The organism is Micromonospora sp. DT227, from assembly GCF_049841835.1.
Lineage (GTDB): Bacteria > Actinomycetota > Actinomycetes > Mycobacteriales > Micromonosporaceae > Micromonospora.
This window is the reverse complement of the sequence record NZ_JBNCLA010000003.1, coordinates 397,615-418,714: the sequence shown is the minus strand read 5'-3', so window position 1 is coordinate 418,714 and position 21,100 is coordinate 397,615. Positions and strand designations below refer to the sequence as shown.

At 71.8% G+C, this 21,100-nt stretch carries 15 protein-coding genes; 3 read left to right on the top strand and 12 right to left on the bottom strand.

All coding sequences use genetic code 11. The annotated features are described in order from the left end of the window. Positions 1-231: 231 nt before the first annotated feature. Positions 232-2,307: a family 43 glycosylhydrolase gene (locus ACLQ2W_RS14115; protein WP_425786785.1), complete on the top strand. Its 2,076-nt coding sequence runs from the start codon at positions 232-234 to the stop codon at positions 2,305-2,307. A gap of 106 nt (positions 2,308-2,413) precedes the next feature. After that, positions 2,414-4,063 carry a glycoside hydrolase family 27 protein gene (locus tag ACLQ2W_RS14110; protein ID WP_425786784.1) on the top strand — a complete coding sequence of 550 codons (1,650 nt, stop codon included), beginning with the start codon at positions 2,414-2,416 and terminating at the stop codon, positions 4,061-4,063. Positions 4,064-4,147: 84 nt separating this feature from the next. Here the strand turns inward: ACLQ2W_RS14110 and ACLQ2W_RS14105 are convergent, their stop codons facing one another. Genes ACLQ2W_RS14105 through ACLQ2W_RS14090 form a run of 4 tightly spaced genes read right to left on the bottom strand, consistent with a single transcriptional unit; the run spans position 4,148 to position 7,209 of the window. Further along, positions 4,148-4,909 (bottom strand): SDR family oxidoreductase, encoded by a 762-nt coding sequence (locus tag ACLQ2W_RS14105; protein WP_425786783.1) that lies wholly within the window; start codon positions 4,907-4,909, stop codon positions 4,148-4,150. Continuing rightward, positions 4,906-5,931, bottom strand: coding sequence for a zinc-dependent alcohol dehydrogenase (locus ACLQ2W_RS14100; protein WP_425786782.1), 1,026 nt, complete (start codon positions 5,929-5,931; stop codon positions 4,906-4,908). Before ACLQ2W_RS14100 ends, ACLQ2W_RS14105 begins: the two co-directional genes overlap by 4 nt. Further along, positions 5,928-6,245: an L-rhamnose mutarotase gene (locus tag ACLQ2W_RS14095; protein ID WP_425786781.1), complete on the bottom strand. Its 318-nt coding sequence runs from the start codon at positions 6,243-6,245 to the stop codon at positions 5,928-5,930. The genes ACLQ2W_RS14100 and ACLQ2W_RS14095 overlap by 4 nt, the downstream gene beginning before the upstream one ends. A gap of 19 nt (positions 6,246-6,264) precedes the next feature. Continuing rightward, entirely contained in the window at positions 6,265-7,209 is a 945-nt protein-coding gene (locus ACLQ2W_RS14090) for an aldo/keto reductase (protein WP_425786780.1), read from the bottom strand. Between the two features lie 154 nt (positions 7,210-7,363). Between ACLQ2W_RS14090 and ACLQ2W_RS14085 the strand changes: the two genes are divergently transcribed. After that, positions 7,364-8,059, top strand: a complete 696-nt coding sequence (locus ACLQ2W_RS14085) for a FadR/GntR family transcriptional regulator (RefSeq protein ID WP_405089913.1) — start codon at positions 7,364-7,366, stop codon at positions 8,057-8,059. A 9-nt stretch (positions 8,060-8,068) separates the two neighbouring features. Here ACLQ2W_RS14085 and ACLQ2W_RS14080 read toward each other — a convergent pair whose 3' ends face one another. From ACLQ2W_RS14080 to ACLQ2W_RS14045, 8 genes are all read right to left on the bottom strand, one after another. Further along, positions 8,069-8,959 (bottom strand): amidohydrolase family protein, encoded by an 891-nt coding sequence (locus ACLQ2W_RS14080; RefSeq protein WP_425786779.1) that lies wholly within the window; start codon positions 8,957-8,959, stop codon positions 8,069-8,071. Continuing rightward, the gene (locus tag ACLQ2W_RS14075) at positions 8,956-10,275 is read right to left on the bottom strand and encodes an enolase C-terminal domain-like protein (protein ID WP_425786778.1); all 1,320 of its coding nucleotides are present in this window, start codon (positions 10,273-10,275) and stop codon (positions 8,956-8,958) included. The genes ACLQ2W_RS14080 and ACLQ2W_RS14075 overlap by 4 nt, the downstream gene beginning before the upstream one ends. Positions 10,276-10,336: 61 nt before the next feature. Beyond that, the gene (locus ACLQ2W_RS14070) at positions 10,337-11,383 is read right to left on the bottom strand and encodes an ABC transporter permease (RefSeq protein ID WP_425786777.1); all 1,047 of its coding nucleotides are present in this window, start codon (positions 11,381-11,383) and stop codon (positions 10,337-10,339) included. After that, positions 11,376-12,917 (bottom strand): sugar ABC transporter ATP-binding protein, encoded by a 1,542-nt coding sequence (locus ACLQ2W_RS14065; RefSeq protein WP_425786776.1) that lies wholly within the window; start codon positions 12,915-12,917, stop codon positions 11,376-11,378. The genes ACLQ2W_RS14070 and ACLQ2W_RS14065 overlap by 8 nt, the downstream gene beginning before the upstream one ends. Continuing rightward, on the bottom strand, positions 12,914-13,984 hold the full coding sequence (locus ACLQ2W_RS14060) for a sugar ABC transporter substrate-binding protein (RefSeq protein WP_425786775.1): 1,071 nt from the start codon (positions 13,982-13,984) through the stop codon (positions 12,914-12,916). Before ACLQ2W_RS14060 ends, ACLQ2W_RS14065 begins: the two co-directional genes overlap by 4 nt. A 92-nt stretch (positions 13,985-14,076) precedes the next feature. Beyond that, the gene (locus tag ACLQ2W_RS14055; RefSeq protein ID WP_425786774.1) at positions 14,077-16,059 is read right to left on the bottom strand and encodes an alpha-L-fucosidase; all 1,983 of its coding nucleotides are present in this window, start codon (positions 16,057-16,059) and stop codon (positions 14,077-14,079) included. 290 nt (positions 16,060-16,349) lie between these two features. Further along, a complete protein-coding gene (locus tag ACLQ2W_RS14050) occupies positions 16,350-16,649 on the bottom strand; it encodes an STAS domain-containing protein (RefSeq protein WP_425786773.1) in 300 nt (99 codons plus the stop codon). Then, positions 16,646-20,800, bottom strand: coding sequence for a SpoIIE family protein phosphatase (locus ACLQ2W_RS14045; protein ID WP_425786772.1), 4,155 nt, complete (start codon positions 20,798-20,800; stop codon positions 16,646-16,648). The genes ACLQ2W_RS14050 and ACLQ2W_RS14045 overlap by 4 nt, the downstream gene beginning before the upstream one ends. Positions 20,801-21,100: the final 300 nt, after the last annotated feature.

The window sequence follows — 21,100 nt, the reverse complement described above, 5'->3', positions numbered from 1 at the left end:
ACGCATTCGCCCACCCGGCGGCATCGATGATTGTGACGACTTGACGTCCGTCGTGTTATCGCTCACAGTCGATGTGTGCATCTCCGGAATCGTGGCGCATCGTCGGCGGTCCGGAGTGCCCGCCCGGCCCGGGCGCGCACCCCTCTCGCGTGGCAGCTCGTATGTTAGCGCTAACAGACTGAGCTGCCCGTCGATCCCCGCACCGCGCGCCGGCCCGAACGAAGGAGGAGCATGGTGCGAATCGATAGACTCCCGGCCCGGGCGGGACGTGGCGGCCGGTGGTCACGCGTCGTGGCCGCGGCGCTGGCGGTGCTGCTCGGCGCCGGCATCGTCGCGGTCACGCCGTCCGGCGCGTCGGCGGCGACCGTGGACACCAACGCGTGGTACGTGCTGGTCAACCGCAACAGCGGCAAGGCGCTCGACGTGTACAACCAGGCGACGAACGACGGGGCCCGGATCACCCAGTGGTCCCGCAACGACGGCGCCTGGCAGCAGTGGCAGTTCGTCGACTCCGGCGGTGGCTACTACCGGCTTCGGTCGCGTCACTCCGGCAAGGTGCTCGACGTCTCCGGCGTCTCGACCGCCGACGGCGCCGGAATCGTCCAGTGGTCGGACCTCAACGGCACCAACCAGCAGTTCCAGTTGGCCGACTCCGCCGGCGGCTACGTACGACTGATCGCCCGGCACTCCAGCAAGGCGGTCGAGGTGCAGAACGCCTCGACCGCGGACGGCGCGAACGTCGTGCAGTACAGCGACTGGGGCGGCAACAACCAGCAGTGGCAGTTGGTCAAGCTCGGCGACAGCGGCACCCCGGGCGGGTCGACGTACACCAACCCGGTGGTCTGGCAGGACTTCGCCGACGTCGACATCATCCGCGTCGGCGACACCTACTACATGTCCTCGTCGACCATGCACTACTCGCCGGGCGCGCCGGTGCTGCGCTCCTACGACCTGGTCAACTGGGAGATCGCCGGGCACTCGGTGCCCCGGCTGGACTTCGGCACCAAGTACGACCTCAACGGCGCCCGCGCGTACGTCAACGGCATCTGGGCCTCGACGTTGAACTACCGCAGCAGCAACGGCACGTTCTACTGGATCGGGTGCATCGACTTCAACAAGTCGTACGTCTACACCTCGACCTCGGTCAGCGGCACCTGGCAGAAGCGCTCCGAGATCAACAACTGCTACTACGACGCCGGCCTGCTCATCGACGACAACGACACCATGTACGTCGCCTACGGCAACAGCACCCTGAGCGTCGCGCAACTGTCCGCGGACGGCCTCAGCCAGGTGCGCACACAGCAGGTCTACACCACGCCGTCGAACATCGGCACGCTTGAGGGCTCCCGCTTCTACAAGCGCAACGGCTACTACTACATCTTCGTCACCCGGCCCGCCAACGGTCAGTACATCCTGCGTTCCACCAGCCCGTGGGGGCCGTACGAGACGCGGCAGGTGCTGCTCAACATGCCCGGCCCGATCGCCGGCGGCGGCGTGCCCCACCAGGGTGGCCTGGTGCAGACCCAGAACGGCCAGTGGTACTACATGGCGTTCGTGGACGCGTACCCCGGTGGTCGTGTGCCGGCCCTCGCCCCGATCACCTGGACCAGCGACGGCTGGCCCCAGATCCAGACCGTCAACGGCGGCTGGGGCAGCTCCTACCCGTCGCCGCTGCCGACCCGCCCGGTGCAACCGATGACCGGCGCGGACACGTTCACCGGCACCACGCTGAGCCACCAGTGGGAGTGGAACCACAACCCGGACAACACCCGGTGGTCGGTCGGCAACGGGCTGCGGCTCCAGACGGCGACCGTCACCAACGACCTCTACAGCGCGCGCAACACGGTGACGCGGCGGATCCAGGGACCGACGTCGACGGCGACCGTCGAACTGGACTACTCGACGATGCGCGACGGCGACCGCACCGGGCTGGCCATGCTGCGGGACTCGTCGGCCTGGATCGGCGTACGCCGGGACAACGGCGCGACCAGGGTGGTGATGACCAACAACCTGACCATGGACAGCGGTTGGCGCACCACGAACACCGGCACCGAGATCGCCGGCGCGGCGGTCAGCGGTGGTCGGATCTGGCTGCGGGCCAAGGCCGACATCAGGCCGGGCAGCGGGCGGCAGGCGACCTTCTCCTACAGCACCGACGGGACGAACTTCGTCCCGCTGGGCAACGCGCTGACGCTGAACAACGCCTGGCAGTTCTTCATGGGCTACCGCTTCGGAATCTTCAACTACGCGACCCAGGCGCTCGGCGGCGCGGCCACCGTCCGCCGGTTCGACCTGACCACCCCGTGACGGGCGCGGGCCGGGCGCGCATCCGCGCGTCCGGCCCGCGCGCTGCCCTGACCACCACCGGACAACGCCTGCGGCGGGCGTACCACCGTCGCGGAGAGGATCACCGATGAGACACCTCACCTCGGCCCGCCGCCGAGCCACCGCCGTCCTGGCGGCCGGACTGCTGCTGGCCGGCGCCCTGGTCGGCCTGCGCCCGTCCACGGCGTCGGCGCTGGAGAACGGCGCGGCGCGGACGCCGCCGATGGGTTGGAACAGTTGGAACACGTTCGGTTGCAACATCAACGAGACGTTGATCCGGCAGATGACCGACGCGATGGTCAGTTCCGGGATGCGGGACGCCGGCTACCAGTACGTCGTCGTCGACGACTGTTGGATGAACCAGAACCGGGACTCGGCGGGGAACCTCCAGGGTGACCCGAGCCGGTTCCCGTCGGGGATGAAGGCCCTCGGTGACTACATCCATGGCCGGGGGTTGAAGTTCGGCATCTACCAGGGCCCGCTGACCGAGACGTGCGCGCAGTACTTCAACAGCTATCCCGGCTCGACCGGGGCCCAGGGGCACGAGGCCCAGGACGCCCGTCAGTTCGCGGCCTGGGGGGTGGACTACCTCAAGTACGACTGGTGCTCGCCGAGCGGCACGATCGACGATCAGGTACGCGTGTTCAACATCATGCGCGACGCCCTCGCCGCCACCGGCCGGCCGATCGTGTACAGCATCAACTCCAACAGCATCCACTCCAAGACCGGTCCGCAGCGGGACTGGGGCGACGTGGCGAACATGTGGCGGACCACGGAGGACATCACCAACGCGTGGAACACCGGCCAGACCAACGGCTACCCGATGGGCATCCAGAACATCGTCGACGTGACGGTGCCGCTGGCCGGGCGGGCGAAGCCGGGCGCGTTCAACGACATGGACATGTTGGAGGTCGGTCGGGGTGGGATGACCGACACGGAGATGCGTAGTCACTTCGCGTTGTGGGCGGTGATGGCCTCGCCGCTGATCGCGGGCAACGATCTGCGGAGCATGACCGCGGCCACGCAGACGATCCTGAAGAACGCGAACCTCATCGGCATCAGTCAGGACCCGCTGGCGTTGCAGGCGGGTCAGGTGTCGTTCGACGGGACCCGGCGGGTGCTGGCGAAGCGGTTGGCCAACGGTGACGTCGCGGTCGCCCTGTTCAACCAGGGCAGCGCCAGCACGACGATCTCCACGACCGCCGCCGCCATCGGCAAGACCGGCACGTCGTTCACCCTGCTGGACGCTTGGACCAACGCCACCAGCACCACCTCCGGCGCCATCTCGGCCACCGTCCCGGGGCACGGCACGGTCGTCTACCGGGTCAGCGGCGGCGGCACCGGCACCCCGCCCCCGACCACCGGCGGGGCGCTCGTCAGCGCCGCCTCCGGCCGGTGCCTGGACGTGCCGCAGAGCAACACCGCCAACGGCACCCAGCCGGTGATCTGGGACTGCAACGGCGCCGCCAACCAGCGGTGGACGTTCAGCGGGGACGCGATCCAGGCGCTGGGCAAGTGTCTGGATTCGCCGGCCAACGCCGGCGCGGGCACGAAGGCGCAGATCTGGGACTGCAACGGCGGCACCAACCAGCGGTGGACCCGTAACAGCGACGGCACCATCCGTAACCAGCAGTCCGGCCTCTGCCTGGACGTCAACGGCGCCGCCACCGCCAACGGCACCACCGTGATCCAGTGGACCTGCACCGCCGCCGCCAACCAGCGGTGGACGGTGCGCTAGTACGTCCACCCGACGTCGCCCCCGGCCGGGCCCACCCGGTCCGGCCGGGGCGCGTCGTCGTGAGACGGCCGCGTGCCGGGGGAGTCAGCGGGCGAGCCAGCCCCCGTCGACCGCGAGCACCGTGCCGTGCACGTACGCGGCAGCCTCCGAGGCCAGGAACACGGTGGCCCCGGCGAGATCCTCGGGCCGGCCCCAGCGTCCGGCCGGGATGCGTGCCACGATCGCCCGGTCGCGTTCCGGCTGGTCCCGCAACGCCTGGGTGTTGTCGGTGGCGATGTAGCCGGGCGCGATGGCGTTGACGTTGACGCCGTGGCCCGCCCACTCGTTGGCCAGCGCCCGGGTCAGCCCGGCGATCCCCGACTTCGCCGCCGCGTAGGACGGCACGGTCACGCCGCCCTGGAAACTCAGCATCGAGGCGGTGAAGATGATCTTGCCGGAGCCGCGCCGGACCATGTCCCGGCCGACCTCGCGGGCGAGGACGAACGGGGCGGTGAGATCGACCTCCAGCACCTGGTCCCAGTCCTCGTCCGGGTGCGCGACGGCCGGGGCGCGGCGGATCGTGCCGGCGTTGTTGACCAGGATGTCCACCGGCCGTTCCCGCCGGCCCAGCCACCCGGCGAGCGCGCGCACGGCGGCCCGGTCGGCCAGGTCGCACCGGTGCGGCACGAACGAGCGGCCGTGCGCGGTCACCCGCGCCTCGACCTCGCTGCCGGTCTCCTCCAGGGCGGCGCTGACGCCGATCACGTCCGCGCCCGCCGCTGCCAGCGCCTCCGCCATCGCCAGGCCGATCCCGCGCCGGCAGCCGGTGACCACGGCGAGCCGGCCGCTCAGGTCGAACGGGTTCACACCCCACCTCCACAGTCCACCAGCACCTTCACGTCGCCGCCGGCGGCGAGCGCCCGGAACGCCTCGGTCACGTCGTCGAGCGGCACGATCCGGGAGATGAGCCGCGCCGCGGGCACCTCCCGGCGGTGCACCAGGCGGACCGCCTCGGCGTAGTCCTCCCGCTGGTAGACCCGCACCCCGATCACCTCCAGCTCGCGCCAGAAGATCCGGTGCAGGTCCACCTCCCGCGGCGTGGGATGGATCGCCACCACCACCAGCCGCCCGCGCACGGCGAGCAGGTCGGTCGCGAGGCGTACCCCGGTCGCCGACCCGGACGCCTCGAAGACCACGTCGGCGCCGGCGCCCCCGGTCGCCTCCTGGACGAGGCCCACCGGGTCCGCCGCCACCGGGTCCACGGCGGACAGGCCGAGGTCGACGGCGAGCGCGCGGCGTCGCGGATCGATCTCCAGCACGGTCACCGTGGCACCGGCCGCCCGGGCGACCGCGCCGATGAGCAGGCCGACCGGACCCGCGCCGATGACCACCGCGTGTTCGCCCGCCGCCAGGCGGGAACGCCGCACGTCGTGCACGGCCACCGCGGTGGGCTCGACCAGGGCCGCCTCGGCCAGGGGCAGGTCGTCCGGCAGCGGCACCACGATCCGGGCCGGCACCGTCCAGGAGCGCTGCATCGCGCCGGGGGAGTCGATGCCGATGAAGGTCAGCCGGTGACAGATGTGCTGATGACCGGCCCGGCAGGCGGGGCACCGACCGCACCAGTCCAGCGGCATCACCGTCACCGGCTCGCCCACCCGCCGGTCGGTGACGCCCGGGCCGATCTCCGCGATGCGACCGGACATCTCGTGCCCGATCACCGCCGGCACGTGGACCCGGTGATCCATCGCGCCGTGCGCGACGTGCAGGTCCGTGCCGCAGATGCCGGTGTACGTCACCGCGATGCGTACCTCGCCGGGGCCGGGTGGCACCGCCCGGGTGTCCTCGACGACGAACCTCTGGTCGCCGACGTAGTGCGCGCTGCGGTTCACCAAGCCTCCTCGGTCAGGTGCCAAACCTCGTGCATCGGTGCCCACCAGTGGCCGGAGCCGGGCTCGGCGAGCGATTCCTGGCAGGGGTCGGTCAGCCGCCACCACGCCTGGGTCTGCGGATCGGCGGCGATCCGACGCTGGTCCGCGTCGTGGTCGTCGCCGACGTACTCGTAGTAGCCGAACAGCAGGTCCCCGTGCAGGAAGATGCTGTAGTTGCGGATGCGCGCCGCCCGCAGCGTCTGCTCGACGCCGGGCCAGACGGCGGCGTGCAGCCGTAGGTAGGTTTCCCGGTGGTCCGGCCGCAGCCGGATCACACAGCCGTAACGTCGCACCTCATGCCTCTCCGATAGGGGTGTTCTCCGGTCGGCCGCTGGGCCAGGCGAGGTCACGCACCGGCGTCAGCAGCTTCTCGATGTCGTCGAGCAGGTCGGGATCGGGCTCGGACAGGGCCCAGCGCACGTTGCGGGCCATGTTCGCGGCCTCGGCGGAACCGACGAACGTGGTGGCGAACCGGGTCGGCGCGGCGGCGAAGCCGAGCGCGACCCGGGCGATGTCCACGCCACGTCGCGCGCACAGGTCGGCCACGGCGGTCGCGGCCCGGCGGAGTTCCGGCGGGGCCGGATGCCAGTCGGGCGCGCCGCGCCGGGAGAGCAGCCCCATGGCCAGCGGGGAGGCGTTCAGCACCGCGGTGCCCCGGGCGGTGAACTCCGGCTCGGCCGTGGCCAGCGCGCGGTCCAGCAGGGTGTAGCGGCAGTACGACAGCACGGTGTCCAGCGGGACCGCCGCCGCGACCCGACGCAACGCGGCCAACGGGTAGCCGGTCACGCCGATGAAGCGGATCTTCCCCGCGTCGCGCAGGCGGGCCAGCGCGGGCAACGTCTCGCCGATGATCTGGTCGAGGTCGCCGAACTCGATGTCGTGACACTGGACCAGGTCCAGGTGGTCGGTGCCGAGGCGGGCCAGGCTCTCCTCGACGCTGCGGACCGTGCGGGCCGCGGAGAAGTCGAACGCCGCCTCGCCGTACCGGCCGACCTTGGTGGCCAGGACGTAGCTGGCCCGATCGACGCCGCGCAGGGCGCGTCCGAGCACCGTCTCCGCGGTGGTGGCGCCGTAGTAGGGCGAGACGTCGATGATGTTCACGCCGAGTTCCAGCGTGGCGCGCACGGCCTCGATGCCGGCCCGTTCGTCGATCCGGCCGAAGACGCCGCCGAGCGGGGAGGCGCCGTACCCGAGCATCGACACGGTCAGGCCGGTGCGGCCCAGCGGGCGGTATCGCATGTCAGGACCCTTTCCGCGGACGGCGGGGCTGGCGACGACGGCCGGAGTCGGGCAGACGTCGGATGAATCTATAGTGGTGGGAACGGCCGCTGCCCACCGCAGGCGACGGAGCCACATCCCAGGCACCCGGTGGGCCGGCCCGAAGGGGGCGGCAATGGCACTGACCGACGACGCGATCGCGCGGATCCGCGGCATGATCTCCAGCGGTGAGCTGCCGCCGGGCGCGCGGCTGCCACCGGAGCAGCAGCTCGCCGCGCAGATGGGCCTGTCGCGCAGCGGGGTGCGGGAGGCGGTCAAGGTGCTCGAGTCGGCCCGGGTGCTCGACGTGCGTCGAGGCGACGGCACCTACGTGACCAGCCTCGCCCCGCGGCTGCTGCTGGAGGGTCTCGGCGTCGCGGTGGAGCTGCTGCGCGACGACACGCTGCTGGAGGTGATGGAGGTCCGGCGGATGCTGGAGCCGGTGGCCACCGGTCTCGCCGCGGTGCGGATGACCGACACCGAGCTGGCGGAACTCGACCGGATCCTGCAGGACATGCGGGCCGCCGCCGACGACGCCGAGAAGCTCATCCAGTTCGACACCGCCTTCCACCACACCGTGGTCGCGACCACCGGCAACGAGACGCTCACCTCGCTGCTCGACGGGCTCTCCGGCCGTACGCTGCGGGCCCGGGTCTGGCGTGGGCTGATCGAGGCCAACGCGGCACACAAGACGATCGACGAACACCAGGCGATCTACCTCGCCCTGCGGTCGCGCGACCAGTTGCTCGCCCAGGCCACCGCGCTGATGCACGTCAACACCTCCGAGGCGTGGTTGCGGACCGTGCTCGCGGCCCAGGCGGGGGACGCCTGACCGGCCGACTCATGTCACCGGCCCGGGCGCGGTCGGTTCGACCGGTTCGACCGGTGGTGTCAGGCGGTAGGTGCGCACGGCGGTGCCGGCGAAGATCTCCCGCCGGTCCCCGGGCGACAGCTGCGGCAGCGCGGCCGTCAGGGCCCGCCGCACCCCCGGGTAGTCCGACCTGAGCAGGCACACCGGCCAATCCGAGCCAAACATCAGACGACCGGGGCCGAACTCGTCGACGGCGACCTCGACGAACGGGCTCAGGTCGGCCGGCGACCAGTCCGGTGCCGCCTCCGTGACCAGGCCCGACAGCTTGCCGGTGACGTTGGGACTGGCGGCCAGCGCGGCGAGCGGCTCGCGCCAACCGGCCAGCCCGGCGGCGCCCCGGTCGATGCGCGGCTTGCCGAGGTGGTCGAGGACGAACGAGAGCTGCGGCACCGCCCGGGCCGCCCGCGCCGCGGCGGGCAGTTGGTCGGCGCGGATCACCAGGTCGAACACCAGGCCGGCGTCGGCCACCTCGGCGAGCCCGCGCCGTACGTCGGGACGGTCGAGGTGGTCGGGGTCCGCCTCGCCCTGGACCTGCGACCGCACCCCGACCAGCAGCTCCCCGCCGGGCAGGTGCCGGTAGCGCCGGACGGTGGCGGAGACCTCGCCCCCGGCGATGTCGACCCAGGCCACCACGCCGAGGATCGCCGGCGTGTCCGCGGCGTGACCGAGGAACTCGGCGGCTTCGTCGGGGTGGCAGCGGCCGCCCTCCACCAGCACGGTGCCGTCCACGCCGGCCGAGGTGAGCGCGGCGGTCAGGTCGGCGGGGGTGAAGGGGCGGCGGATCGCCGCCAGCGCCGGGTCGTCGAGCCAGTGGTACCCGCGGTCGGGCTGCCAGAGGTGGTGATGCGCGTCGATGATCATGTGAGTGCGGCTCCGGTCGTCGCCACCGTCCACCGGGGTCCGTCGGGGAAGCGGTAGTCGGCCAGCGAGGGCGCGAGGATCTCCGCGCTCATGCCGGGGGAGCGGGGCGCGAGGTAGCGGCCGTCGCGGATCCGGACCGGATCCGCGAAGTGCTCGTGCAGGTGGTCGACGTACTCGATGGCCCGGTCGGTGGTGCTGCCGGTGAGGGCGACGAAGTCGAACATGGCGAGGTGCTGCACCAGCTCGCACAGCCCCACCCCGCCGGCGTGCGGGCAGACCGGCACGCCGAACTTCGCCGCGAGCAGCAGGATGGCCAGGTTCTCGTTGACCCCGGCGACCCGGCAGGCGTCGATCTGGACCACGTCGACGGCGCCGGCCTGGAGCAGTTGCTTGAACATCACCGCGTTGTGTCCGTGCTCGCCGGTGGCCACCTTCGTCGGGGCGACGGCCGAGCGGACGGCGGCGTGCCCGAGGATGTCGTCGGGTGAGGTCGGCTCCTCGATCCAGTACGGGTCGAACGGGGCCAGTTCGCGCATCCAGCGGATCGCCTCGGGCACCCCCCACACCTGGTTCGCGTCGACCGCGATCCGCACGTCCGGACCGACGGCCCGCCGGGCGATGCCCAGCCGGCGTACGTCGTCGGCGAGGTCCCCGCCCACCTTGAGCTTGATCAGCCGGAACCCGGCCGCGACCGCCTCCGTGCAGAGCCGGGCCAGCTTGTCGTCGTCGTAACCGAGCCAGCCCGGCGTCGTGGTGTACGCCGGGAAGCCCTCGGCCAGCAGGCGGCGCTCCCGGTCCGCCCGCCCGTCGACGGCGGCGCGCAACAGCGCCAGCGCCTCGTCCTCGGTGAGGGCGTCGCGCAGGTAGCGGAAGTCGACCTGCGCCACGAGCTGCTCCGGGGTGAGGTCGGCGAGCAGCTTCCACAGCGGCTTGTCGGCCCGCCGGGCGGCGAGGTCCCAGACCGCGTTCACCAGGCCGCCGGCGGCCATGTGCACGACCCCCTTCTCCGGGCCCAGCCAGCGGATCTGGCTGTCGCCGACCAGCCGGCGCGCGAGCGCCCCGGGGTCGGCGACCAGCGCGTCGACCGGCTGGCCCTCGAGCATCGGGGCCAGCGACCGCAGAGCCCGGATCTGGATCTCGGTGCCCCGCCCCACGGTGAACACGAGGCCGTGTCCCTCGGCGCCGGCCGAGGTGCGCAGGATGACGTAGGCGGCGGAGTAGTCCGGGAACGGGTTCATCGCGTCCGAGCCGTCGCGGTGGCGCGACGTCGGGAATCGGACGTCGATGGTCTCTACGGATGTGATGTGCTCGGACAACGGTTCTCCCGGTCGGTCGAGGTGGGCTGGCTCGTCGGCGGCGCCGGACGCGGCGGTGGCGTCATGTCTGCGCCTTGCCGCCGGTGATCCGGGAGACCGTCAGGGCGACCAGGATGACGGCGCCGTTGAGGAAGTTCGTCCACTGGGCGGGCACCCCGGCGAGCGTGAGCACATTGATGATCATGAAGAGAAGCAGGACCCCGGTGAAGGCGCCGAACACGCTGCCCTTGCCGCCGTTGAGACTGACCCCGCCGATGACCGCCGCCGCGAACACCTGGAAGATGGCGCCGTCGCCCTGCGCCGCCGCAACCGCGGCGAGCCGCCCGCTGATCAGCAACCCGGCGAGCGCGGCCAGCACGCTCGCCACCACGAGGGCGGCCCACAACACCCGGTCGGTGCGGATGCCGGCCGCGCGGGCCGCGTCGGCGTTGCCGCCGATGGCGTACAACGCCCGGCCGACACGGGTGTAACCGAGCACCACGATCCCGACCGCGAACAACAGCAGCGACACCCAGATGGACGCCGGCGCGCCGAACCAGGTGGCCGAGCCGAGGTAGGTCATCGACTCCGGCAGCGCGAAGAACGTCTGACCACCGGAGATCCCGGTGAGGAGTCCGCGCAGGACGATCAGCATGCCCAGCGTCACGATGAAGCCGTTGAGGCCGAAGCGGACGATCAGCAGCCCGTTGACGGCGCCGACCAGGGCGCCGACGAGCAGGACCACCGGCACCGCCAGGCCGTCGGGCAGCACGTCGAGCCCAAGACCGCGGGTGAGCGCCGGGTCGACGACCAGCCAGGCCGCGATGCCGGGGGCCAGGCCGAAGGTGGACTCCAGCGACAGGTCCATCTTGCCGGTGATCAGCACGATGGTCTGCGCCAGCACCAGGATGGCGATCTCCGACATGCTCTGGAGCACGTTGAGGAGGTTGTCGGCGCTGAGGAAGACGGGATTCACGAGCGAGCCGACGACGGCGACCGCGACGATCGCCGGCACCAGGGCCAGGTCCCGCAGGCGGGTGAGGACCAGGCTCCGTGCGGAGGGCGACGGCGGGGCCGGCGGGGACGCCCCGGCCGGCGGCGACGTCGTGGTGGACAGCGTCTCAGGCATGGTGGAGATCCACCCCTTCCATGGCGGCTACCAGCTCGTTGTCGGGCCAGCCGTGGGCCAGCTCGCGGATGACCCGCCCGGCGAACATGACCAGGACGCGGTCACAGATCCGCAGGTCGTCGAGTTCGTCGGAGACGATGAGTACGGCGGTGCCCCGGCGGCGTACCTGTTCCACCACACCCAGCAGGGTCTGCTTCGACCGCACGTCGACGCCGGCCGTCGGCGTGATGAGCACCAGCAGTTTCGGGTCGTTGGCCAACGCCCGGCCCATCACCACCTTCTGCTGGTTGCCCCCGGACAGGTCGGCGACGGGGACGTGTGGTCCGGCCGCCTTGACGGCCAGCTCGGTGATGGCGGTGCGGGCCACGGCGTCCCGGCGTCCCGGCGAGATGAGCCCACGCCGCGCGATGCGCTCCGGCACGGTCATCGTGACGTTCTCCGCGATGGACAGCAGTGGCACCAGGCCCTCGCGGTGTCGGTCCTGCGGCACCAGGCCCACCCCGGCGTCGAGGGCGTCGGGCACGCTGCCCGGCCGCAGCACGCGGCCGTCGACGGCGACCGTCCCACCGGCGCCCCGGGTCAGGCCGACGATCGCCTCGGCCACCTCGACCTTGCCGCTGCCGCCGCCGCCCGCGACGCCCACCACCTCGCCGGCCCGGGTCTCCAGGGACAGTTCGGCGCCGGACGGGGTGACCAGGTCGCGGACGGACAGCAGCACGGGGGCGTCGGCCGGCAGCGGCGGGTGGTCGGCCTCCGGCAGGGTCACGTCCTCCCCGGTCATGGCCGCCACCAGGGCCGGACGGCTCAGCTCGGCCACCGGTGCGGTGAGGACGTGCCGGGCGTCGCGGAAGACCGTCACCTGGTCGCAGATCTCGTAGATCTCCTGGAGGTGGTGGCTGATGAACAGGAAGGTCACCCCGTGGGCACGCAGGTCACGGAGCCGGGTGAACAGCCGGTTGATGCCGGCGCCGTCGAGCTGCGCGGTCGGTTCGTCGAGGATGATGAACCGGGCGCCGAACGACAGCGCCCGGGCGATCTCCACGAACTGCCGCTGCTCGACCGGCAGGGTCGAGGCGGGCTGCCGCACGTCCACGTCGACCGACCAGGTCGCCAGCAGTTCCTGCGCCGCGCGGCGCAGCCGCGACCAGCGGATCAGCCCGCCGCGACCGCGGTCGTGCCGGTTGAGGAACAGGTTCTCCGCCACGGTGAGCGTGGGGATGATCGTGGACTTCTGGTAGACGCAGGCCACCCGCCGCCGCCAGGCGGCCCGGTCACCGAGCGGTGGCGCGGGCCGGCCGTCGAAGGCCACCGCCCCGTCGTCCGGCGCCTGGAGGCCGGTGAGGATGCTGACCAGCGTCGACTTGCCGGCGCCGTTGCGGCCCACCAGGGCGTGCGTCTCGCCGGGCCGGACCACGATGCCGGCGTCGGAGAGGGCGGTCGTCGACCCGAAACGCTTGGTGATCTGGACGGCCTCCACGACGGGCCGGAGGTCGCCGGCCGGCCCGTCGGTCGAGGCGGGTGAGCGGACGCTCATGCGGTGTTGCCCCACAGGGACCTGTCGTCGAACTTCACTGTGGGCTCGCCCGCGACCGGCGCGCCGTCCTTCGTCACCAGCGGCGCGGGGAGCTGGTCCTCCAGCAGCCCTTCCCGCACCTGGATGATCGTGCTGTGGTGGTCGGTCGGGCCGGGCTGGAACGTCTTGCCGTCGATCGCCGCCTTCACGTACTCCAGGCCGTACCTGGCGTACAGGTCGGCGGGCTGGCTGACGGTGGCGTCGATCAGATCCCGGCCGATGTCGGCCAGCTCCTCCGGGATGCCGTCGTTGGAGACCACGAAGACGTGCTTCGGGTCGCTCGCCGGGACCTGGAGGCCGCGCTGCTTGAGGATCTGGAGCGTGCCGGAGAGCGCGAACGAGGACTGCATGTAGATGCCCTTGAGGTCCGGGTCCGACGCGAACCGGGTCTGGAGCTTGCTGGCCGCCACGTCGGCCTTCCAGTCGGTCGCCTCGCCGAACACCGTGACGCCCGGGTAGTCGGCGCGCATGCACTCGTGGAACGCCTCGGTCCGGTCCCGGCCGTTGATCGAGTCGAGGCCGCCCTGCAACATCACCACCTTGCCCTTGCCGCCGAGCTTGGTGCCGAGGAACTTGCACGCCTTGGTGCCGTAGGCGCGGTTGTCGGCGCGGATCACCATCGCCACCTCGCCGGAGTCCGGGCGGGTGTCGATGGTGACCACCGGGATCTTCTTGGCAGCCAGTTGCTGGAGCGTCGGCGCGATCGCGGCGGTGTCCTGCGGGGCCATCACCACGCCCTTGACCCCCTGGCTCATGAAGGTCTGGGCGTTCGAGATCAGGTTGGCGATGTCGTTCTGCGAGTTGGTGGTCTTCAGGTCGACGCCCAGCTCGTCGGCGAACGTCGGCACGTACGTGATGTACGAGTTCCAGAAGTCGGTGTCGGATCGGGGGTAGTCCACCCCGACGAGCGGGGCGGAGCCGCCCGAGTCGCTGTCCTTCCCCGCACCGTCGCCGCAGCCGGCAGCGAGCGTGGCCGAGGCGACGAGCGTCATCGTCAGGCCCAGCCCCAGCAGAACTCTACGGGTCATCGTGGTCCTCCAAGTCGGAACGTCGTCCGACGCGTGTCGCCAGCACCGCCGGGGGTGCGTGACGCGCACGCGTCGGACGTGGATTCAGGGATTCAGACGGTGGCGAGGGTCCACAGCAGGTTGGTGCTGCCGTCCCAGCTCCACTGCTTGACCGGGGAACCGGAGGCGACCTGGCCGCCCCCGTCGAGCACCAGGCCGGTGGCCCGGTTGGCGATCCGGTACCGCCCGTTGCCCTGGTCGGTGAGTTGCCACTGCTGGCTGTTGCCGCCGTTCCAGGGCGCCTGCTGGGCGGCGGCGCCGTTGGTGGTCTGGCCGAACCCGTCGACGACCATGCCGTTGGTCCGGTTGACGATCCGGTGGTACCCGGTGCCCAGGTCGACGAGCTGCCACTGGAGGTTCGTGCTGCCGTCCCAGCTCCACTGCTTCAGCGGGGAGCCGGAGGCGACGTTGCCGCCGCTGTCGAGCGCCAGGCCGTTTGTCACGTTGGTGATCCGCTGCCAGGTGGTCGAACCGCCGCCGAGCGCCGGGATCGGGCCGCTGAACGTCAGCTTGACCACGTACGCGGGCGCGTTGAACGGCGCGCCGGCCGACGGCATGGTGATCCGCAGGCCGCTGGAGTCCTGGGTGCGGGTCGGCAGGTTGACGTAGCTGCCGGCGGTGGTGTCGAGCAGTTGCACCCCGGTCAGGGTGCCGAGGTTGATCCGGCCCGACGCCAGCGTGGTGATGGTGGCGGTGCTGCCCGGCCAGCCGAGGAACGTGGCGTACAGCACCCGGTTGTCCTTGCTGCGGGTGAACCGGATGTCCCGGGCGGTGCCGGCGCGCGGGGTGCTGAACGAACCGCCGCCCATCTGGGTGGGCCCCTCGCCGTACGTGGTCCAGGCCCGGGTGGCGTAGACGGACTCGCCGAAGCGGCGCAGGTAGTCACCGATGGCGAGCAGGATGCTGCGCTGTCCGTCGGGGATGGTGCCGTCGGCCGTCGGCGCGATGTTGAGCACCATGTTGCCGTTCTTGCTGACCCGGTCGAGCAGCGAGTGCAGCATCTGGTTCAGCGAGTAGTAGCCGATCCCCACCGTGTAGCACCAACTGGAGCTGCTGATGCTGTCGTCGGTGAGCCAGTACGGCTGACGCAGTGCGGCGGGACCGCCGCGCTCGTAGTCGAAGACCGTGCCGCCGAGGTCCAACCCGTCCTTGTAGGTGGCGACGACCTCCTTGTTCCACGCCACGGCCCGGTTGTAGTAGTAGGCAAGGAACCGCAGCCGCTGCGCCTCGCTGATCCGGCTGAGGTTGAAGTCCTGCCAGATCATGTCCGGCTGGGCCTGGTCGATGACCTCGCGGAGCTTGTCGTACCAGAGCTGCTCCTCCGCCGCGGTGCCCAACTGGCCGTAGAGCTTGCGCAGGCTGGCGTCGGACTGCTGCGGCGCCCACTGGTAGAAGCCGGTGAAGTTGTACGCGTGGTGCATGGCGACCATGACCTTGAGGCCGCGGGCCCGGATCGCGTCGGTGTGCAGGCGGAGCAGGTCCAGCCGTGGCCCGCGGGCCACCGAGTTCCACTCGTTGACCTGGCTGTTCCACATGGAGAAACCGTCGTGGTGCTCGGCCACCGGCCCGGCGAACTTGGCACCGGCGTCGGCGAACAACTGGGCCCACTCGCCGGGATCGAAGTTGCCGCCGGCCGAGCGCAGCCGGGGGGCGAACTGCACGAACCGGCCCGACCGGTCGTTCGCGCCGTTGATGAAGTTGTGGTACGGCCAGACCGACGGGTCACCGTAGACGGACTTGTGGTGGTTGTTCTCGTTGGAGCCGTTGTTGTACATGTTGCGCGGGTACCACTCGTTGGCGTACGCCGGAACGCTGAACGCTCCCCAGTGGAAGTAGACGCCGAACTTGGCGTCCTGGAACCACTCCGGCGCGGCCGGGTGCTGACCGACCGACGCCCACGTCTCGGCGTAGCTGGCGGGTCCGGGGATGGCGGCGGCGGCGGACCCGGGACGGAGGACGCCGCCGACGGCGACCGCGGCGCCGCCGGCACCGAGAGCGGCCAGGAGCGAACGGCGGGTGAGGTGGGGACGGGACATGGTGATCCCTCCGAAAGTGGTGGTGGGTGAGGGGGCTCACATGACTGAGACATCAGACGTTAAGCGTTACATCTGCGTAACGTCAACGCTTGTGTCCGGGTGAGAATGACCAAACAAGAGGCCATACGTCTTATGAATGCCCGCGCCAACGCCACCACCTGCGTTAACGCTAACATCGATGCTTCTCAAGGTTGCGGGACGCGGTGCTGCGGAAACCGGTTACGGAGGACAGCGCCCGAGTGACTCCGGCGGGTGCCGGGCTGACGTCGTGGTCGGCGCCGGTCAGACCCTCAACCGCTGCGCACGGTGGTGAGGTCGGCCAGACCGGAGATGGTGAGCAGCGGCTCCAGCAGTGGACTGGCGACGAGCGCGATGCGTTCGGCGTGCGGGAACAGCGCGGCCAGGCCGGCGCTGTCGAGATAATCCACGGCGGTCAGGTCCACCACGAGGGGGTCGCCGTCGGGTCGGACGGCGTCGTCGAGCGCGGCGGCGAAGGCGGCCGCGTTGCTCATGTCGATCTCGCCGACCGCGGTCAGCACGCGCCCCCCGTCGGGGTCGCTGCCGGTGGTGAGCGTCAGGGCCGTGCTCATCGGATGATCCTTGCCTGCATGTCGACGGTGGTGCCGGTGGCCCCCGGGGTCACCGTGATGGAGTCCATCAGAGCACGCATGAGCACCAGCCCGCGGCCCCGGTGCGGGTCCGACGGCCGGTCCCGGTCCCGCCAGTGCCCGCTGTCGGTGACGCTCAGCCGCAACGCGTCGGCGGTGGCGGCGGCGCGCAGCCGGATCCGCCCGCCGGGACTGTCCCGGTGGCCGTGCTCGATCGCGTTGGCGCACGCCTCACCGGCGGCCACCAGCACGTTGTAGGAGTACGCCGGGGCCAGCCCGCACCGGTCCAGCCACCCGCGCAACGCGGTACGCACCTCGGCCAGCCGCGACGACTCGGCGGGGAAGTCAAGCTCCAGCGGCCCGGGGTGTCGGTAGAGCAGCAGCGCCACGTCGTCGTCGTACCCGCCTTCCGGGGTGAGCTGGTCCATCAGCTCGGTGGCCAGCGCCTCGACCGGGACACCCCGGCCCTCCTGGATCGCCGCGGTGGCCCGGTCGATGCCGGCGGTCAGCGGCTGGCGGCGGCGTTCGACCAGACCGTCGGTGTAGAGCATGAGCGTGGCCCGGGCCGGCACGGTGACCTCCGCCTCCGGGCGTTCCCGCCCGGCGCGGACCGCGAGCGGCCGGGACCGGCCCTGGTCGAGGAGTTCGGACGTGCCGTCGGGGTGCACCACGATGGCCGGCGGGTGCCCGGCGCTGGAGTAGCGCAGCCGGCCGGTCGCCGGGTCCAGCACACCGCAGAGGACGGTCGCGCACTGCGCGCCCGGGAGCAGGGCGGCGAACCGGTCCAGGGCCATCAGCGTCTGGGCCGGGCTGGCGTCCTGCAACAGCAGCGCCCGGCACGCGCTGCGCAGCTGCCCCATCACGGTGGCGGCCCGCAGGCCGTGGCCGACGCAGTCGCCGACCACGATCGCGATCCGCCCGTCCGGCAGCTCGACCGTGTCGTACCAGTCGCCACCGACCTTGAGCGGCAGCGACGCCGGGGCGTAGCGCACGGCGAAGCCGGCGGGCAGCTGGGCCGGGCCGAGGATCGCCCGTTGCAGGGCCAGCGCGGTCTCCCGTTGCTGGTCGATCTGGTGCACCCGGTGCAGCCCCTGGGCGACGTGGCCGGCGAGCAGCGCCAGCAGAGTCTGGTCCTGCTCGGTGAAGGGCCGCTTCTCGCCCAGGTCGATCCAGAGCGCCATGGTGCCGTCCGGATGCTCCAGCGCGATGCCGGCCCCGTGCGCCGGCGTCGCCACCGGAGTCAGCAGCGGCGTGTCCCGCAACGCCAGCAACGCCTGCCGGCGTTCGTCGGGCAGCGTGTCCCACTGCGGCAGGGGGTCGGTCGCGGTGACGTCGGGATCCGAGGTGTCGCCGAAGACGGCGGTGACCACTCCGGTGGCGCGCCACAGCTTGCGCATCTCGTCCAGCACCCCGTGCAGGGCGTCGGTGAGATCGTCCGCCTGCGACAGCCGGAGGCTCAGCCCGGCCAGGGCGGTCTCCCGCTGCACGGCGTAGTGCTCGGTGGTGACGTCGCGGAACGTGCCCACGATGACCCGGCGTCCGGTGTCCGGGTCGTCGACCTGGTTGAACGCGGTCGCGATCCAGAGCCGGTGCCCGTCGCGGTGGGTCACCGGCACGGTGTAGGTGCCCTTCGTCTGGCCGATCAGCGCCGAGAATGCGGTGGACACCTGACGGTGTGCCTCCGGCTCGGCCTCCGGGTCCGGCCACCACGGCTGCACCGGCAGGTAGGGCAGGTTCTCCGGACCGTAGCCGAGAATGTCGGTGAAGGCCGTGTTGATCTCGATGACCGCCCCGGCCTCGTCGCAGACGAAGAACGCCTCCTGCAACGAGTCGACGAGCGCGGTGCGCCACCGGGCGTGGTGGTTGCGCAGCCGGGCCAGCTCCACGTTCGCCCGCACCCGCGCCAGCAGCTCGGCGGCCGGGAACGGCTTGACCAGATAGTCGTCCGCGCCGGCCTCCAACCCCTCGATGGCGGCCTCCTCCCCGGCGCGGGCGGACAGCAGCAGCACCGGCGTGCCGGCGGTCCGGGAGTCGGCCCGCAGCGCGGCCACCAGTTGCAGGCCGTCCAGCCGGGGCATCATCACGTCGCTGACCACCAGGTCCGGCGTGTGCGTGCGGGCGGCCTCCAACGCCGCCTGCCCGTCGGCCACCGCCCGCACCCGGTGCCCGGCGGCGCGCAGCAGGCGGGTGAGGTACTCGCGCATGTCGGCGTTGTCGTCGGCGACCAGGACCCGCGCCGGGGCCTGCCCCGGCCGGGTCGGCGCGGGACCATCGACCGGCGGGGCGTCCTCCGGGACGACCTCGGCCGTCGGGTCGCCGGGCAGCCAGCGCAGCGCCTCCTGCACGAACGGCTCGGCGGAGACCGGCACCCGGCCGGAGCCGGCCGGGGCGATCGCGTCGGCCGGCAGGTGGGCGTCGCCGAACGGCAGCCGGACCGTGAACGCGGTGCCCCGGCCCACCGTGCTGCTGGCGGTGATGCTGCCGCCGTGCAGCGTGACCAGCTCCTTGACCAGGGCCAGCCCGATGCCGCTGCCCTCGTCGGAGCGGGAGCGGGCGTTCTCGATGCGGTGGAACCGCTCGAACAGCCGGGGCATCTCCTCCTCGGCGACGCCGATGCCGGTGTCGACCACCCGCAGCACGGCCTGCCCGTGCTCGGCGCGCAGCTCGACCCGCACGGTGCCGTCGAAGGTGAACTTCAGGGCGTTGCTGAGCAGGTTGAGCACCACCTTCTCCCACATGCCGGGGTCGATGTGCACCGGCTCGGGCAGGGGCGGGCAGTCGACCTCGAAGGTCAGGCCGGCGCGTTCGACCGCCGAGCGGAAGACGCTGGCCAGGTCGGCGGTCACCGCGGCCAGGTCCACCGGCTGGTAGCGGGCCTGCATCCGGCCGGCCTCGATCCGGGAGAAGTCGAGCAGGCTGTTGACCAGCTTGCCGAGGCGCAGCCCGTTACGGCGGATGACCTCCAGCTCCTCGCGGATCGGCCCGTCGGCGTCCCGCAGCCGGCCGCGCAGCTCGTCCACCGGTCCCATGATCAGCGTCAGCGGGGTGCGGAACTCGTGGCTGATGTTGGAGAAGAACGCGGTCTTCGCCCGGTCCAGCTCGGCGAGCTCCTCGGCCCGCCGCTGCTGGGCCTGGTAGCTGCGGGCGCTGGCGATCCCGGTCGCCACATGCCCGGCGGTCAGTTCCACGAACCCGCGGTAGCCGTCGTCGAGGGCCCGGTAGCGGTTGAGCCCGGCCACCAGGAACCCGTACGGCGTTCCGCCCTGCTGCCGCAGCGGCACCAGCAACGCCTCGGTCGGCGGGTCCGGCCAGGCGCCCGTCGGCAGGTCGTGGTGCACGGCGGAGTCCAGCGGCACCCGGACCAGGTCCCCTTCGGTGACCGCCCGGGCCGGCCAGACCGCGTCGGGGTCGTCGAGCGACAGCGTGGCCGGCGCCGCCGGATGGCCGGCGGCGAACCCGGTCGCCTCCGCCAAACGTGCGTCGCCCTCGTCCCCGAACAGGTACGTCAGCGTGAACGGCAGGTCGTGCGCGTTGCGCCCCAACTGTCGGCCGGCGAAGGCGAGCGTCTCCTGCTCGGTGCGGATCACGCTCGGGTCGGAGCCGAGGTCCCGCAGCGTGGCCATCCGTCGCTCGCCGATGACCCGCTCGGTCTCCTCGCTGACCACGCAGAGCATCCCGACCAGCGTGCCGTCGTCGTCGCGCAGCGGGCTGTAGGAGAACGTGTGGTAGGTCTCCTCCCGGTAGCCGGCGCGTTCCAGGAACAGCAGCAGCCCCTCGTCCCAGGTCGCCTCGCCGGTGCGCAGCACGGTGTCGATGCGGGGGCCGATGTCGGCCCAGATCTCCGCCCACACCTCGTTCGCCGGTCGGCCCAACGCCCACGGGTACTTGCGGCCCAGCGTGTCGCGGCGGTAGGCGGCGTTGCAGAAGAACGTCAGCTCGGGGCCCCAGGCCATCCACATCGGGAAGCGGGAGGAGAGCAGGATGCGCACCGCCGTCCGCAGGCTCTGCGGCCACCCGTCGGGCTGCCCCAGCGGATGGGTCGACCAGTCGACCCGGGCCAGATCCGGGCCGATCTCACCGTCGACGGCGAACACGTCGGCACGTGTCCGCGGGTCGGTGCCAGCGCCGGTCATCGCCCGAGTCTCCCTCACCGCAGCAGATCCCGCTCGTCCAGGTCGAGGCACCACCGTGGGCGACAAATCCGGATACAACCCGTCATCGAGTCGCCCGAACGGCCCCTCAGCGTAGCTCTCCGTTCCGGTCTTGCCCCCAGGACGTCCCCGTCATGCCACCGACCGCCGTCGGGAGCGCCACGATCCCGGCCGCTGCCCGCCCGTCCGCTGCGACGTTTCCCGTCGTCGCCGGCCGACGCGTGGTGTTCTCGGACCGGGGCCTGCCGCCGGACGCCACTGACGCCGCGGGGAGAGGGCCGG